Here is a 16549-nt window from a genome sequence, read left to right as displayed (position 1 = left end):
GTACAAATGTCTGACGCGAACAAAGAAGATGATTTCCAAACAGATCACTTGGAGGCCATGGCCGAAGAGACTGTAGATATCATGGAAGAAAATGATGAACTGCAGGCGCTGATTGAAGAGCGCGACATGCTGAAAGACCGCCTCCTGCGCACGATGGCTGACGTTGAAAACACACGCAAACGTGGGGAGCGCGACCGCCGTGAAGCAGAGCAGTATGGCGGCACGAAGTTGGCTAAAGATATGCTGCCGGTCTATGACAACCTACGCCGTGCGCTGGACGCCGCTGACGACGCACAGCGCGAAGCGGCGAAAGCCGTCTTCGAGGGTGTAGAGCTTACGCTGCGTGAATTGATCCACGTTTTCGGCAAACACAAGATCGAACCAGTTGTTCCCGAAGTGGGCGACCGCTTTGACCCACAACTGCACCAAGCGATGTTTGAAGCACCGCTACCAGGCACCAAAGCCGGTGACATCATCCAAGTGATGGCCGAAGGCTTCCTGTTGCACGACCGCTTGCTGCGGCCCGCACAGGTCGGGGTTTCCTCAACCCCCGCTTAAGTCTTTCAATTCGTAAAGTAACTGCAAGGCCTCGCGCGGCGTTAATTCGTCGGGCGAGATTTCTTTTAGTCGGTCGTCGGCGGGCGACGTTTTTGCGACTGGTTTCGGTGCAGGCGCGGATGCGAACAACGGCAGGTCGTCGATCAACGCTTTCTGGCGCGCCCCGCCTTCACGTTCCCCTTTTTCCAGTTGTTCTAGCACCACGCGCGCCCGATCAATCACCGATGATGGCAGGCCCGCCAGCTTTGCGACCTGCACCCCGTAGGATCGGTCGGCGGCGCCGCGCTTTACTTCGTGCAGGAAGATAACGTCACCGTCCCATTCTTTCACGGTAACCGTGGCGTTCTCCACGCCGGGAAGCTTGCCAGCAAGGGCGGTTAACTCGTGATAGTGCGTCGCAAACAGGGCACGGCAGGTGTTCGTGGCGTGCAAATGTTCAAGCGTGGCCCATGCGATCGAAAGGCCGTCGTAAGTTGCGGTGCCGCGGCCGATCTCATCAAGGATGACCAAGGCCCGTTCGTCTGCTTGGTTCAGGATGGCGGCCGTTTCGACCATTTCCACCATAAAGGTAGAGCGCCCGCGCGCCAGATCATCGGACGCGCCGACGCGGCTGAACAGCTGTGAAACCAATCCGATGTGGGCAGAGTCAGCAGGCACATAAGACCCTATTTGGGCCAAAAGAGCGATAATCGCGTTCTGCCGCAAAAACGTCGACTTACCTGCCATGTTGGGACCGGTGAGCAGCCAAATACTGGACGCGTTCGCTGCAGCAGACAAATCGCACCCGTTCGCGATGAACGGTGCGGCACCTTGATCTTTCAACGCCTTCTCAACCACGGGGTGGCGGCCGCCTGTGATGGCAAAGGCACGTGAATCGTCGATTTTGGGGCGGACCCAATCCTCTGACGCGGCCAAGTCAGCGAGTGCCGCGAATACGTCGATCTGTGATAGCGCGCCGGCAGCAGCGAAGAGGTTCGCGCTGACGTCCAGCACGCGGGCGCATAGGTCTGTGAACACCTGCAATTCTATAGCGGTGGCGCGACCGCCAGCGTTCAGAATCTTCGTTTCAAGTTCCGACAGCTCTAGGGTTGTGAACCGGATTGCGTTGGCGGTGGTCTGGCGGTGCATGAAGTGATCCGACAGGGGCGGGGCCAGCATCTTCTCGGCATGGGCCGCCGTTGTTTCAATAAAGTAGCCCAAAACGTTGTTATGCTTGATCTTCAATGCAGAAATGCCCGTTTCGGCGGCGTACTGTGCCTGACGTTCTGCGATGATCTTGCGGCCGTCGTCGCGGAGTTGACGCATCTCATCAAGCTCCGCGTGGTAGCCCGATGCTACGAACCCGCCATCCCGCGCAAGCAAGGGCACTTCCGCGTTCAACGTTTGTTGCAGTAAACCAAGAATATCGTCGTGCCCGCCAAGGTCAGTGACAGCGCGCTCCACCGCTGGGGCCAAACGAGCGTCGGAAAGCATTTTATGCAGTGTTAGACACTGTTCTAGCCCTGTCCGAAGCGACACCAAGTCCCTAGGGCCGCCCCTATTCACGGCGATCCGTGACAAAGCCCGATCCATGTCCGGCACTTTGCGCAAGGCATCGCGCAGGTCGGTGCGCAGGCTTGCAGCGGTGGAGAATGCCTCAACGGCATCAAGTCGATCCTGAAGCTCGCTCAGGTCAGTGGAGGGGCTCGAGAGCTTTCTGTCAAGAAGACGCCCACCGCCCGCCGTTAGCGTCCTGTCAATTGTGTCGAGCAGAGAACCTTTACGTGATCCGCTAAGCGTTTGTGAAAGCTCCAGATTTCGGCGGGTAGCCCCGTCGATCTGCATTACTCGGTTGGCGGCTTCGCGTACCGGTGGTCGCAATAAGGGCAGCTTACCTTTCTGGGTGATATCTAAGTAATCGACCAACGCCCCAAGCGCAGCTATTTCAGAGCGCGAGAATGTCCCGAATGCGTCCAGAGATCCGACCGAATAGAGACTAATAAGGCGTTTTTCGGCAGATGTACTGTCGAAACTGCCTTTACTCAGCGGTGTGATGGCAGAGCCTGTTTCATCCACAATCGGCGACAGCTCGTCGAAGTCGGAATCAGACACCAAGATTTCGCTTGGGGCTAGCCGTGCCAGCTCCGGCGACAGGCGCATGCGGGAACAGGGGCCTGCACGCATGTCACCGGTTGAGATATCAACCCATGCGATCGCGCCCTCACCACGGATTTCGGAGTACGCCGCCAGAAAATTATGGCGGCGGGGTTCCAGCAAGCTGTCTTCGGTTAACGTGCCTGGCGTAACCAACCGTACAACGTCGCGTTTGACGACGGACTTTGACCCGCGCTTTTTGGCCTCGGCGGGGCTTTCCAGTTGTTCCCCAACGGCGACCCGAAACCCTTTGCGGATTAGGGTTAACAGGTAATTCTCCGCCGCGTGGAAGGGCACGCCACACATCGGGATGTCATTGCCCAAGTGCTTGCCGCGTTTGGTTAACGCAATATCAAGCGCTTCCGCCGCTGCGACCGCATCGTCGAAGAACAACTCATAAAAGTCACCCATCCGATAGAAGAGTAGCGCGTCAGGATACTGGGCTTTGATGTCCAGATATTGCGCCATCATTGGCGTTACGGATGCATTAGCGACGTTCAAGACTTCACCCCTGGTGTTTGCGCGAATTCTAAAGGTCCGTGCGGGGGGGCGAAACCCCGAATTCCAAGGCGTGTTGTCGAGCGGCTGCAAGCTGGCTATCTTTGGCGTTGGCTCAAGGGAGAAACCGTTCATGTCAAAGAAAAACCGCGTCACCGATGAAGAGGCACTATCCTACCATTTGGAGCCGACGCCGGGGAAGTTAGAGATCAACGCTTCCACCCCGATGGCGACGCAGCGCGACCTTAGTTTGGCATACTCACCCGGTGTCGCCGTTCCAGTAGAGGCAATCGCCGAAAACCCAGAACTGGCGTATGACTATACGACCAAAGGCAACATGGTGGCGGTGATTTCAAACGGCACCGCGATCCTTGGCCTTGGCAATCTGGGGGCGCTCGCCTCTAAGCCGGTGATGGAAGGTAAGTCGGTTCTGTTTAAGCGGTTCGCTGACGTGAATTCCATTGATCTGGAGTTGGATACCGAAGATCCGGACGAATTCATTAACGCAGTCCGATTGATGGGGCCCAGCTTTGGCGGCATCAACCTGGAGGACATCAAGGCGCCGGAATGTTTCATAATTGAGCAACGGCTGCGTGAAGAAATGGACATCCCCGTCTTCCACGATGACCAGCATGGCACTGCCGTGATTTGCGCTGCCGGGCTGCTGAATGCGCTGCACTTAACTGGCAAGAAAATCGAGGACTGCAAGATTGTTTTGAACGGGGCAGGCGCTGCGGGCATTGCGTGTATTGAGCTGATTAAGGCCATGGGTGCCAAGCATGACAACTGTATTGTATGCGACACGAAAGGCGTGATCTTCCAAGGCCGCACCGAGGGCATGAACCAGTGGAAGTCCGCGCACGCCGCGAACACGAAGGAGCGCACGCTTGAAGAGGCGATGACTGGCGCTGACGTTTTCCTTGGCGTATCGGCAAAGGGCGCGGTCACGCAGGACATGGTGAAGTCGATGGCGGACAACCCCGTTATCTTTGCGATGGCGAACCCTGATCCGGAAATCACGCCAGAGGACGCGCATGAGGTGCGGCCGGACGCGATTGTGGCCACTGGCCGATCCGACTACCCGAACCAAGTAAACAACGTGCTGTGCTTCCCGTATCTGTTTCGCGGCGCGCTAGACATTCGCGCCCGCACGATCAACGACGCGATGAAAATTGCCTGCGCAGAGGCGCTTGCGAAGCTGGCGCGAGAAGACGTGCCCGACGAAGTCGCGGTGGCTTACGGGCAAAAACTGACGTTCGGCCGCGACTACATTATCCCTACGCCCTTTGACCCGCGGTTGATCTACACGATCCCGCCTGCGGTGGCGCAGGCCGGTATCGAGACGGGCGTGTCTCGCAAGGCTATCGTAGATTTTGACGCCTACACCGTGGCCTTGCGATCCCGTATGGACCCCACGGCGTCCATGCTGGAAGGCCTGCACAACCGCGCCAGAACGAAGAACGCCCGCATGATCTTTGCGGAGGGTGATGATATTCGGGTGCTGCGTGCGGCTGTGTCCTACCAGCGGTCTGGTCTGGGTCAGGCCTTGGTTGTCGGTCGTGAAGATGACGTTAAGGAAAAGCTAACGGCAGCTGGGTTAGCGGACGCATACCGCGAGCTCACCATTGTGAATGCCCGCAACACGGAGCATTTGGAGACGTACCGCTCGTTCCTCTACAGTCGGCTCCAGCGCAAGGGATATGACGCGCAGGACGTGCATCGGCTAGCGTCCCGAGACCGGCATGTTTTCTCCGCGCTTATGTTGGCGCACGGGCACGGGGACGGGTTGATCACGGGTGCTACACGAAAATCAGCGCATGTGCTTGAGTTGCTCAACCACGTGCTGGACGTGTCCCCAAAGGACGGCGCCGTGGGCGTCACCGCACTGCTGCGCAACGGTCGGATCGTTTTGATCGCGGATACTTTGGTTCACGAATGGCCGGATGAGAACACACTGGCGGATATTGCGGAGCGCGGCGCGGCGACGGCACGGTCCCTTGGTTTGGAGCCGCGCGTTGCCTTCGTTAGCTTCTCTACCTTTGGCTATCCGGTAAGTGAGCGCGCCGAGAAAATGCATATTGCACCTAAGGTGCTGGATAGTCGCGGCGTTGACTTCGAGTATGACGGCGAAATGACCGTTGACGTGGCCATGAACCCCGATGTGCTGGCGCAGTATCCATTTTGCAGACTGTCCGGACCGGCGAATGTGTTGGTTGTGCCAGCACGGCATTCCTCGTCGATTTCGGTGAAATTGATGCAGGAAATGGGCGGCGCGACGGTTATTGGCCCGATTCTAAGCGGCGTCGATCATCCTGTTCAGATCTGTTCCACAACGTCGTCCACGAACGACATTCTTAACATGGCGGTCATGGCGGCATGTAACGTCGGATAAAAAAAGAAGCGCCCGATTTGGGCGCTTCCTTATTTAGTTTTTCATGTCGGCCCAGAAGGATTTGACCTTCGAGAAGAAGCTGGTGAGGAGGGGGTTGTTCTCCTCGCTTAGCTTCTCAAACTCCCGTAGCAGTTCCTTTTGCTTGCTGGTCAGGTTGACCGGCGTCTCTACCGCAAGCTCGATGAACATGTCACCGGTGCCGCCGCCGCGCAGCGCTGGCATGCCTTTTGCGCGCAGGCGCATCTGGCGTCCCGACTGGCTACCAGCGGGAACCTTCACGCGAGAGCGTCCGCCGTCGATAGTAGGGACTTCCACGTCGCCACCGATGGCCGCCGTCGCCATGGAAACAGGCACGCGGCAGAACAGGTCGATACCGTCGCGTTGGAACAACTCGTGCTCTGCAACTTCGATGAAGATGTAGAGGTCGCCGGATGGTCCGCCACGCAAACCGGCCTCACCCTCGCCGGAGAGGCGAATGCGAGTGCCCGTTTCGACACCAGCAGGAATGTTAACGCTCAGGGAGCGCTCTTTTTCCTCGCGACCAGAACCGCCGCAGGTGCGGCATGGGTTTTTAATAATCTGGCCGACGCCAGAGCAGGTCGGGCAGGTGCGCTCCACGGTGAAGAAACCCTGTTGCGCGCGAACTTTGCCCATGCCGGAACATGTCGGGCAGGTTTGCGGTTCAGCGCCACCTTCAGCGCCCGATCCATCACAACTGTTGCACGACACGGAGGTCGGGACGGTGATGGCCTTTTGCAGACCGAGGAATGCGTCTTCCAAGGAGATACGCAGATTGTAGCGTAAGTCGGAGCCGCGCGAGGCGCGTTGACGGCCACCGCGCTGCGCGCCGCCGCCCATAAAGTCGCCAAACAGGTCTTCGAAAACATCGGAGAACGCGGATGAGAAATCACCGTTGCCGCCCTGACGTTGACCGCCGCCCATTCCGCCTTCGAATGCGGCGTGGCCATAACGGTCATAAGCCGCCTTCTTGTCGGCGTCCTTCAGGACTTCGTAGGCTTCGTTTGCTTCTTTGAATTGGGATTCCGCGTTTGGATTGTCGGAATTCCGATCCGGATGCAGCTCTTTGGCCTTCTTGCGATAAGCTTTCTTCAACTCATCTGCGGAAGCGCCGCGGTCAGCACCTAGTACTTCGTAATAATCACGTTTTGCCATGGATCAACCTTCCAAAACTAGATCACTGAAACATGCTGACCGGCCCGTATTTTCGGGCCGGTCTTCCGTGTCAGGACCCGGCATCATTAGCCGCGTTTGTTGTTGTCCAAATCTTCGAAGTCCGCATCCACGATGTCTTCGTCAACACCGCGCATATCGTCGGGCTCTTCAGTTGGCTCTGCGGCAGCAGCTTCTTCTTGCTGCGACTTGTAGATCGCTTCGCCCAGCTTCATCGCTGCGTCTGTCAGGTTCTGGATGCCGCCTTTGATTTTGGCAGCGTCTTCCGAGTCCATAGTTTCTTCGAGGGCTTTGAGGGCCAGCTCGATGACTTCCACTGTGGAGCCGTCAACCTTATCGCCGTGCTCTTCCAGCGACTTCTTGGTGCTGTGGATCAGGCTTTCGGCTTGGTTGGTCGATTCAACCAGCTCACGACGTTCCGCATCCGCGTCAGCGTTAGCTTCCGCGTCTTTCACCATTTGCTCGATGTCATCATCGGACAGACCGCCAGAAGCTTGGATCGTGATCTTTTGCTCTTTGCCGGTACCTTTGTCTTTGGCCCCAACTTCAACGATGCCGTTGGCGTCGATGTCAAAAGTAACCTCGATCTGCGGCATGCCGCGTGGCGCCGGTGGGATGCTTTCCAGGTTGAACTGGCCCAGCATCTTGTTGTCGGCGGCCATCTCACGCTCCCCTTGGAACACCCGCAACGTCACAGCGTTTTGGTTGTCTTCGGCGGTCGAGAAGATTTGCGACTTCTTGGTCGGGATCGTTGTGTTGCGGTCGATCAGGCGTGTGAACACACCACCAAGGGTTTCGATACCCAAGGACAGTGGCGTCACGTCGAGAAGAACAACGTCCTTCACATCGCCTTGCAGAACACCAGCTTGAATGGCTGCGCCCATGGCGACAACTTCATCAGGGTTCACGCCTTTGTTGGCTTCACGACCGAAGAACTTGGACACCTCTTCGATAACCTTAGGCATACGGGTCATACCGCCAACCAACACGACTTCGTCGACGTCGGAGGTGGACAGGCCCGCATCTTTCAACGCGGCTTGGCAAGGTTTGATCGAGGCTTTGATCAGGTCGGAGACAAGGCTTTCCAGTTTAGCGCGTGTCAGCTTCATGACCATGTGCAGCGGTTGGCCGCCTTTAGGGTCCATAGAGATAAACGGCTGGTTGATCTCTGTTTGCTGGGACGAGGACAACTCAATTTTGGCTTTCTCGGCAGCTTCTTTCAGACGCTGCAGCGCCATCTTGTCTTTCTTCAGGTCAACGCCGTTCTCTTTTTTGAACTCGTCGGCAAGATAGGACACGATGCGCATGTCGAAGTCTTCACCACCAAGGAACGTGTCACCGTTGGTGGACTTAACTTCGAACAGGCCGTCGTCGATTTCCAGAATGGTTACGTCGAACGTACCGCCACCAAGGTCATAGACCGCGATGGTTTGCGTTTCTTTTTTGTCGAGGCCGTAAGCCAACGCAGCAGCTGTCGGCTCGTTGATAATGCGCAGCACTTCAAGGCCAGCAATTTTGCCGGCGTCCTTTGTTGCCTGGCGCTGGGCGTCGTTGAAGTAGGCAGGGACCGTGATCACGGCTTGCGTAACGTCTTCGCCGAGGTAGCTTTCAGCGGTTTCTTTCATCTTTTGCAGGATGAATGCCGAGATCTGGGACGGGCTGTACTTCTCGCCCTTCGCGGAGACCCAAGCGTCGCCGTTGCCGCCATCGACAACCTCGAACGGAAGGTTCTTTTTGTCTTTGGCAATGTGCTTGTCGTCAGCACGACGGCCAATCAGGCGTTTCACGCCGAAAATTGTGTTGTTCGGGTTCGTAACAGCCTGCCGTTTGGCGGCCTGACCAACCAGACGCTCATCGTCTGTGAAGGCTACGATAGATGGGGTTGTGCGTGCGCCCTCTGCGTTCTCAATAACGCGAGGCTGAGAGCCGTCCATGATGGCGACACAAGAGTTTGTTGTACCAAGGTCGATACCGATAACTTTAGCCATGAGCTAGGTCCTTTCGTCGAGGCGATGTTGAGGAGGGCAGGCCCAATATGGCTCCTGCGCTCCGATCCCAAAATTGAACCGGGGGCATAGCCCCATCGGAATTCGAAGCGTATATAAGGCTGGGCCCCTAGTGCTGCAAGGCGCAGGGCAGTCCTAATCTCTCAAAATAGTGAGAAAGGCGGCTGAAAGGCGCGTGGAGGCGAATATGAGTGATCATTTTACCAAACCGACACCAAATCTTGTGGTCAGGGGGGTCGAAGTTTTCGAGCAACTGCTGGACGACGCGAAGCAACGGGCGTTGCTAGACGACCTACGGGACGTCGTGACGGCGGCCCCGCTTTTTGTGCCCACCACCAGCCGTGGCAAAGACATGTCGGTTCGTATGACATCGGCAGGGAAATTCGGTTGGGTGTCCGACCGGAACGGGTACCGCTACGACGCCTGCCATCCGCGCGGAATGGCGTGGCCCGACATCCCGGACAGCGTGATGGATATCTGGCACGCGTTGGGCCCCAGTGAGCGCGCGCCGGACTGTTGTTTGGTTAACTTCTACGACGCGGACGCGCGAATGGGTTTGCACCAAGATCGCGACGAGGCCGACTTCTCGTGGCCTGTCATCTCCATCTCTTTGGGTGACGATGCTTTGTTTCGGATCGGCAATGAAACACGGGGCGGCAAGACGGAAAGCATCTGGCTGCGCTCTGGTGATGTACTGGTCATGGGCGGCGCCGCGCGGCTGACTTACCACGGCGTTGACCGGATCAAGGCCGGAACGTCGCTTTTGCTGCCCAAGGGCGGGCGTATCAACTTGACGTTGCGTGTGGTGACCTAACGACCAGCGCTCCAGCTGATGGAGGCATGTCGGCGCGCTTTGAATTCGCCCATCAGGCCCAGCATGATCAGTGTGATGGATACGATCAGCGGATAGCTGACCGAACTGAAATGCGGGTTATAGTTGATGAACGCATAGCCGCGTGCTTGGTCGATGCAGTGAAACAGCGGGTTCCAGTCAAAGAACGCCAACATTGAGGATGGCATGCTGTTGGCCACGAACATTTTGCCCGACGCGACCATATTGGCACGGCTATAGACCGTTGATGCGATGGACGCGAACCCAGGGAACCATGGTTTAATGGCGAGAAAGACCATCCCCACGGAAACGCCAGAAAACCACGAGAGCAGGAACATACCGATCGTGCCGATTGGGTCGTTGATCTCGATAGGGTGCCACGCGACGTGGACTAGAAACAGGATCAAAACCGCCGATAAGGTTTGAATGTAAAGCGCGGACAGCGCGGCGGATGCAATGGCAATCGCTGTGTTCATCGGGGCATGTTTCATCATGGCGGAGGTCGGCCCCTCGGACCCCATGATCGCGCCAACGGCTTTGGTATGTGTCAGAAACAGGAAAATGCCGGACAGCAGGTAAAGGATGAAGTCCCCGCGAATGGCCGTGCCGCGAAGCCCCAGAATGGAAAACATCAGGTAGAACGCTGCAACCATGATCACGGTGGTCATCATGTTCATCGCGAGGCCGATCACCGCGTTGCGGTGGGACTTGCGAACATGGCGCACGGTGCTGACGTAAATCAGATCCGCCAGCCCAATGGCTGACCGGAAGTGCGTGTTGCGTTCTTCGGTTCTGAACATTTGTGCAAACCTGCTTTGCCTACGGCCGGTGCTACTGATCCTTAGATGCCAGAAAACTTGCCGATCCGTTATCAAGCAAGCATAAGAAAGCCCAAGTGTGAAATCAATTATCCGGCAGGAGAGCGGCTGTGGACTATAACAAGATGGCAACGGTGTTTCGGGAGCTGGCATTGGAAGCTGGCGACAAGATCATGGAAATCTACGACGCCGACGACTTCGAGGTGCGGGCGAAATCCGATGATAGCCCGGTTACCGCCGCGGATGAGGCCGCTGACGCGCTAATATCTGCCGGTATTCGCGCGGCTTTCCCTAACGTCTTGTTGGTCACGGAAGAGCAGGCGGATACCCATGGCGAAAGCGCGTCGAATTTCATCATCGTGGACCCGTTGGACGGGACAAAGGAATTCATCAAGCGGCGCGGCGACTTCACTGTAAACATTGCCTACGTAGAGAACGGCATACCCGTTCGCGGGGTGGTCTACGCGCCGGCCAAAGGCCGCATGTTCTATACCGGTGCAGATGGCCAAACGGTGGAGGAGGTTGGACCCTTTGATCGTAAGAAACAGGGTCTAACAAAGCCTATTCGCGTGAAAACACCCGATAATGCCTCGCTGGTGGTTGTAGCGTCCAAGTCGCACCGCGATCAGGCCACAGATGACTATATCTCAAAGTACCAGACCACAGACATGACTGGCGCGGGATCATCGTTGAAGTTCTGCCTTGTTGCCGCTGGGGAGGCTGATTTGTACCCCAGATTGGGCCGCACGATGGAGTGGGACACCGCTGCAGGGCATGCCGTTTTGAACGGCGCTGGCGGTGCTGTCGTGCGCTTTGACGATCATTCGCCGCTGACATACGGCAAGCCGATCTACGAGAACCCGTTCTTTATCGCATACGCCCCTGGCGTTGAATTGAAGTCCGCCTGATGTCGGTCACAATCATTATACCCGCCCGCTATGCCTCCACCCGTTACCCGGGAAAGCCGCTCGTGACTTTGACAGGCGCAACGGGCGAGGCACGCAGCCTGATTGAGCGATCATGGCTTGCCGCGAAATCCGTGGCTGGCGTCGACCGCGTTGTTGTTGCGACCGACGATGACCGCATCAAAGCCGCCGCAGAGGGTTTCGGGGCAGAGGTGGTCATGACCTCATCCGATTGTTTCAACGGAACGGAACGCTGCGCCGACGCCTTGCCGCTGCTAGGTGAGGAGCCGGAGATCGTCGTTAACCTGCAAGGCGATGCGCCGCTGACACCGTCTTGGTTTGTCGAAGACTTGATTGCGGGCCTGCGCGGTGCGCCTGACGCGGCCTGTGCTACTCCCGTATTGCGATGTGACGGGCGGGCATTGAACGGCTTTCTCGAGGATCGCCGCCATGGTCGTGTTGGCGGCACCACGGCAGTTTTCGCACAAGACATGTCCGCGTTGTTTTTCTCTAAAGAGGTTATTCCTTTTACGTCGAATACATACTCTAACAACGCCCAAACCCCCGTTTTTCATCATGTCGGTGTTTATGCTTACCGACCAGACGCGTTGCGCGATTACGCGACTTGGCCAGTTGGCCCGCTAGAGCAGTTGGAAGGATTGGAGCAGCTTCGCTTCCTTGAAAACAGCCGCAAGATTTTGTGCGTAGAAGTAGAAGCCCGGGGACGTCAGTTTTGGGAGTTGAACAACCCTGAAGACGTTCCCCGCTTGGAGGCGATGCTGTCGGAGATGGGTCACCCATGACGACACCCTTGGTCAGTGTGGTCGTTGTCAGCAGGCACCGACCGCATGACCTACGCCGGTGCGTCCGCGCGCTGGACTTTCAGACGTACCGGAACTTTGAGCTTATTCTGGTCACTGACGCTGAGACGGCCAAAAGTCTGAGCAGCTTAGCGCCGACTGATCGGTTGAAGAGCGCGATCTGCGCGGAAGCTAACATATCCAAGGCGCGCAACCTTGGCGTGATGCTGGCGGCTGGCGATGTTGCCGCTTTCATCGACGACGACGCAATTGCGGAGCCAACGTGGTTGGCGCGACTCGTTGCGCCGTTCACCACGCCCGAGGTTGCTGCATCTGGCGGGTTTGTGCGGGGCAGAAACGGTATAAGCCTCCAGTGGCAGGCCGAAGAAATAGCCCCTGATGGCGAAAGCTTGCCGATCAGGCTGAGCGGACATAGCGCCCAAATCATGACCGCTGGGCGAGCCATAAAGACGCAAGGAACCAATTGCGCATTTCGCCGTGATACGCTGATTGCACTGGGCGGATTTGACGAAAACTACCGCTTCTATCTGGACGAAACCGATGTGAACCTGCGCATCGCACAGGCCGGATTTAGCACCGCGATCGTGCCCGACGCGGAGGTCCAACACGGCTACGCCCCGTCACCTATGCGTGGGCGGGATAGACGGCCAAAGTCGCTGTTCGAGATCGGCGCGAGCCAAGCTTACTTCGTGCAAAAATACGGTAGGCCGGACAGCGACCTTGATGCGCTGCGACGTCGCCAATCCAAGCGGCTCGACACAGGGCTTGTGCGTGGAATCCTAGAGCCTTGTGATGTTTTGCGCTTAAAAAGAGACTTGGAGGCGGGAATAGCGCAGGGCCGGACACGCCAACAAAAGCCCGCACCGCCACGGCAAAATGCGCCTGACTTTAAGCCATTTGCCAGCAAGGAAAACCTACCAGCACATCGGTATGTGTCAGGCCACTGGAGCGAGCGACGGAGCATTTACAATCGGGCGAAAGCATTGTCTGACGCGGGAACACCCTGCACCGCGATTGTGCTGAGCCGGACGGCCTTGTTTCACCGGCGGTGGTTTCACTCAGACGGCTTTTGGGTTCAGTCGGGGGGAATATTTGGAAAGTCTTCCCGTTCCCAACCGTTGTGGTCATGGTATCGGCTTTCGGAGCGCGTTAAAGTGGAGCAACACCTGCTCGATGTGACGCGCTAGGCCACGCGAATGGGTCACAGTTTTGTCAGAGTGTTGATGTGTATATAGTAAGACGTTCTGAGTTTGAGTAGTATCGGTCGAAAAGTAGGGCACATCACATGAAGCGTAAGGTTACGAAAGCGGTCTTTCCGGTAGCTGGTCTGGGAACGCGATTCCTGCCTGCGACGAAGTCCATCCCGAAAGAGATCATGACGCTGGTTGACCGGCCCCTGATCCAATACGCGATTGATGAGGCGCGGGCCGCTGGCATCAAAGAGTTCATCTTTGTGACATCTCGCGGGAAGGGCGCGTTGGAGGATTACTTCGACCACGCACCTGAGCTTGAGAATACGCTGCGTAAGAAGGGCAAGAAGGAGCTTCTTGCCACGTTGAAGAACACCAACATGGATAGCGGCGCGATTGCGTATATCCGGCAGCACAAGGCGCTGGGCCTTGGGCATGCTGTGTGGTGCGCGCGGCGCCTGATCGGTAACGAGCCGTTCGCGGTTATTCTGCCTGATGACGTTATCGCGGCGGAAAAGCCGTGCCTTCAACAAATGGTCGAAGCCTACGACGAGACCGGCGGCTGCATGGTTGCCGCGATGGAAGTCCCACCTGAAAAGGCATCGGCCTACGGCGTCTTGGATATCAAGGAAGATATGGGGTCCATGGTGTCGGTACGTGGCATGGTGGAAAAACCGTCTGTGGAGGATGCGCCCTCAAACCTCGCGGTGATTGGTCGCTACATTTTGACGCCTAAGGTTTTGAACAACCTTAACAAGATCAAACAAGGCGCAGGCGGTGAAATCCAACTGACTGATGCGATTGCTCAGGAAATTCAGGCTGACCGCGATGTGTACGGCTACCGGTTCCGCGGGCAGCGCTTTGACTGCGGCTCCAAAGCTGGCTACCTACAGGCAACTGTTGCGTTTGGTCTGGCCCGTCCGGAACTGCGCGAGGAGCTGTCCAGCTATCTGGATGAAATGGCGGCCGTGCGCAAAGCGGCCGAATAACCAAGGGACCGTTTATGGCAAATGTGCTGGTTACCGGTGGAGCGGGCTATATCGGCTCGCACGCCTGTAAGGTTTTGGCGGCTGCGGGCCATACGCCGATAACATATGATAACCTATGCACTGGCTGGGAAGATGCGGTGAAATTCGGCCCGTTCGAGGCTGGCGATCTGTTGGACCGCCCACGTCTTGATGCGGTGTTTGCGCAGTATAATCCCGTCGCCGTCATGCACTTCGCTGCGTTAAGCCAGGTGGGGGAGTCAGTAACTGACCCCGGGTTGTATTGGCGCAATAACGTTGGCGGATCGCTGAACTTGATAGAAGCGGCCACCGCAGCTGGCTGCGAAAACTTCGTGTTCTCATCGACGTGTGCCACCTATGGCGACCAAGATGGCGTGACGCTGACAGAAGACACAGCACAGCATCCGATCAATGCATACGGTGCCTCCAAGCGTGCGGTCGAAGATATTTTGCGCAATTTTGAGCATAGCCACGGGTTACGGCACGTTATTTTCCGGTACTTCAACGTCGCGGGTGCAGATCCTGCCGGCGAGATCGGCGAATTTCATCAGCCAGAGACGCACCTGATCCCGCTTATGCTGGATGCGATTGACGGAAAACGGCCAGCGCTGACGGTATTTGGAACCGATTACGATACGCCGGATGGAACCTGCATCCGTGACTATGTCCACGTGATGGATTTAGTCGAAGCGCACGTGAAGGGCTTGGAATGGCTGATCGACGGCGGTGCCCCAGCTGTGTTTAACCTAGGCACAGGGAGCGGCTTTTCTGTTCGCGAAGTGATTGACCACAGCCGCGCGGTGACCAACAAATCCGTGCCGATCGTCGAGGGTGCCCGCCGCGCAGGTGATTGCACAAAGCTGGTTTCGGGCAGTGATCGCGCGATGTCGGAGCTGGGCTGGACGCCGTCCCGATCAACATTGGAGGCGATGATCACTGATGCATGGCGTTGGCACCAGAACGGACATTACGACAAATAGGGACCATCCCGTCGTTTTGGACATTACACGGCTTGCGTCGCGCGTGGGCCGTGGTCCGCTGACGGGCGTCGACCGAGTGGAACTCGCCTATCTGAACTGGTGCCTGCAGGACGTCTCCGTGCCCTTTTACTGCCTCGCCAGAATATCGGGGGGCTACGCGCTTTTGGACCGCGAAGGGGCTTTGGTTTTCCGCTCAAAGCTTTTGGGGGCGCTGCCGTGGGGGCCGTCTGATCTGCGGGCAAGGGTTAGCATGAAGCTGCCCAAGGGACGACGCGCGGCGGAATCGGATTTGCGGCGGCTGTCAATCGAGCGCTCTGGTCGGCAGGGGCCGCCGGAAATATCGCTACCGAACGGCGTATATCTGAACACCGGTCACTCCAATCTAAGCAAGGCAACGCTTGCCGGAATGCGCGATTCCGGACTGAAGGTCGCGACCTTGATCCATGATATGATCCCCCTAGATTGGCCGCAGTTCCAACGCGACGGGACTGTGCAGTCGTTTGAAGACAAGATGCGCCGCGCGGCAGACTATAGTGACCTTGTTATCGCAAATTCGTGGCACACGCAGACCCGTGTTAAACACTACTTTGATGGCTGGGGCGCACAGGCTGAGTATGTAACCGCGTTTCTGGGCGCTGATCCAATGAGGGCGGAAGTTGCTGAAAGTGCCAGTGTTAGACCCTACTTTGTGGCCCTGGGAACGATCGAACCTCGTAAAAATCACGCGTTCCTTTTGGATATCTGGGAACAGCTCAAAGCAGACCATCCAACTAACCAGCTACCCGAACTGCACATCGTCGGCCGGCGCGGTTGGAAGAATGAGGACGTGTTTAAGCGCCTGGATCAGTTGAAGGGCAACGGCTGGCTGTTTGAACACAACAACATGCAGGATGCGGAGGTGAGGCGACTTCTATCAGGCTCTCACGGATTGCTTTTCCCATCGCTTGCAGAGGGGTTTGGCCTCCCGTCAATTGAGGCGGCGCAACTTGGCGTTCCGGTGATATGTGGCGATCTTGCCATCCACCGCGAGGTGTTGGGCGACTACCCCGTTTACGCAGACCTGCAAGACATATACCTTTGGAAAAAAACAATACTTGAGCAGGCAGAGCAGAGGCAGAAAGACCTCGTCCACGCGCACATAGCGAAGTCCCCAAAGATCCCGACTTGGTCGGAGCATTTTGATGCCGTTAATGAGGCGATGGGCAATTTGCTATAAGA

The 16549-nt window shown here is 57.1% G+C and carries 13 protein-coding genes; 9 read left to right on the top strand and 4 right to left on the bottom strand.

Annotated features, from left to right (window positions below):
• Window positions 1-6 precede the first annotated feature (6 nt).
• Window positions 7-558, top strand: coding sequence for a nucleotide exchange factor GrpE (locus tag BLW66_RS07800; RefSeq protein WP_089946558.1), 552 nt, complete (start codon window positions 7-9; stop codon window positions 556-558).
• Here the strand turns inward: BLW66_RS07800 and mutS are convergent.
• On the bottom strand, window positions 544-3162 hold the full coding sequence (gene mutS / locus BLW66_RS07795) for a DNA mismatch repair protein MutS (RefSeq protein WP_089946557.1): 2619 nt from the start codon (window positions 3160-3162) through the stop codon (window positions 544-546). The two genes, BLW66_RS07800 and mutS, sit on opposite strands and share 15 nt — an antisense overlap.
• A gap of 160 nt (window positions 3163-3322) precedes the next feature.
• On the opposite strand from mutS, the gene BLW66_RS07790 reads away from it, so the two are divergent.
• Window positions 3323-5581 (top strand): NADP-dependent malic enzyme, encoded by a 2259-nt coding sequence (locus BLW66_RS07790; protein WP_089946556.1) that lies wholly within the window; start codon window positions 3323-3325, stop codon window positions 5579-5581.
• Window positions 5582-5614: 33 nt separating this feature from the next.
• Here BLW66_RS07790 and dnaJ read toward each other — a convergent pair whose 3' ends face one another.
• Entirely contained in the window at window positions 5615-6754 is a 1140-nt protein-coding gene (gene dnaJ / locus BLW66_RS07785) for a molecular chaperone DnaJ (protein WP_089946555.1), read from the bottom strand.
• A gap of 86 nt (window positions 6755-6840) precedes the next feature.
• Window positions 6841-8760, bottom strand: a complete 1920-nt coding sequence (dnaK, locus tag BLW66_RS07780) for a molecular chaperone DnaK (RefSeq protein ID WP_089946554.1) — start codon at window positions 8758-8760, stop codon at window positions 6841-6843.
• A gap of 205 nt (window positions 8761-8965) precedes the next feature.
• Here dnaK and BLW66_RS07775 point away from each other — a divergent pair, with 205 nt between their 5' ends.
• Entirely contained in the window at window positions 8966-9592 is a 627-nt protein-coding gene (locus BLW66_RS07775) for an alpha-ketoglutarate-dependent dioxygenase AlkB family protein (RefSeq protein WP_089946553.1), read from the top strand.
• Here BLW66_RS07775 and BLW66_RS07770 read toward each other — a convergent pair.
• Entirely contained in the window at window positions 9589-10410 is an 822-nt protein-coding gene (locus BLW66_RS07770) for an ABC transporter permease (RefSeq protein ID WP_089946552.1), read from the bottom strand. The genes BLW66_RS07775 and BLW66_RS07770 overlap by 4 nt on opposite strands.
• Before the next feature lie 143 nt (window positions 10411-10553).
• Here BLW66_RS07770 and cysQ point away from each other — a divergent pair, with 143 nt between their 5' ends.
• The 6 genes from cysQ to BLW66_RS07740 all read left to right on the top strand — a co-directional run bounded on the left by cysQ (window position 10554) and on the right by BLW66_RS07740 (window position 16547).
• Window positions 10554-11336 carry a 3'(2'),5'-bisphosphate nucleotidase CysQ gene (cysQ, locus tag BLW66_RS07765; protein WP_425283329.1) on the top strand — a complete coding sequence of 261 codons (783 nt, stop codon included), beginning with the start codon at window positions 10554-10556 and terminating at the stop codon, window positions 11334-11336.
• Entirely contained in the window at window positions 11336-12136 is an 801-nt protein-coding gene (locus tag BLW66_RS07760; protein WP_089946550.1) for a 3-deoxy-manno-octulosonate cytidylyltransferase, read from the top strand. The genes cysQ and BLW66_RS07760 overlap by 1 nt, the downstream gene beginning before the upstream one ends.
• On the top strand, window positions 12133-13341 hold the full coding sequence (locus BLW66_RS07755; protein WP_089946549.1) for a glycosyltransferase family 2 protein: 1209 nt from the start codon (window positions 12133-12135) through the stop codon (window positions 13339-13341). Before BLW66_RS07760 ends, BLW66_RS07755 begins: the two co-directional genes overlap by 4 nt.
• A gap of 98 nt (window positions 13342-13439) precedes the next feature.
• Window positions 13440-14333 (top strand): UTP--glucose-1-phosphate uridylyltransferase GalU, encoded by an 894-nt coding sequence (gene galU, locus BLW66_RS07750; RefSeq protein ID WP_089946548.1) that lies wholly within the window; start codon window positions 13440-13442, stop codon window positions 14331-14333.
• Between the two features lie 14 nt (window positions 14334-14347).
• The gene (gene galE, locus BLW66_RS07745; RefSeq protein WP_089946547.1) at window positions 14348-15331 is read left to right on the top strand and encodes a UDP-glucose 4-epimerase GalE; all 984 of its coding nucleotides are present in this window, start codon (window positions 14348-14350) and stop codon (window positions 15329-15331) included.
• A 16-nt stretch (window positions 15332-15347) separates the two neighbouring features.
• A complete protein-coding gene (locus BLW66_RS07740; RefSeq protein WP_170833431.1) occupies window positions 15348-16547 on the top strand; it encodes a glycosyltransferase family 4 protein in 1200 nt (399 codons plus the stop codon).
• Window positions 16548-16549: the final 2 nt, after the last annotated feature.

The organism is Litoreibacter albidus (assembly GCF_900107015.1).
Classification (GTDB): Bacteria; Pseudomonadota; Alphaproteobacteria; order Rhodobacterales; family Rhodobacteraceae; genus Litoreibacter; species Litoreibacter albidus.
Note: the sequence above shows the minus strand (reverse complement) of the source record. Positions and strands in the feature narration are given on the sequence as shown.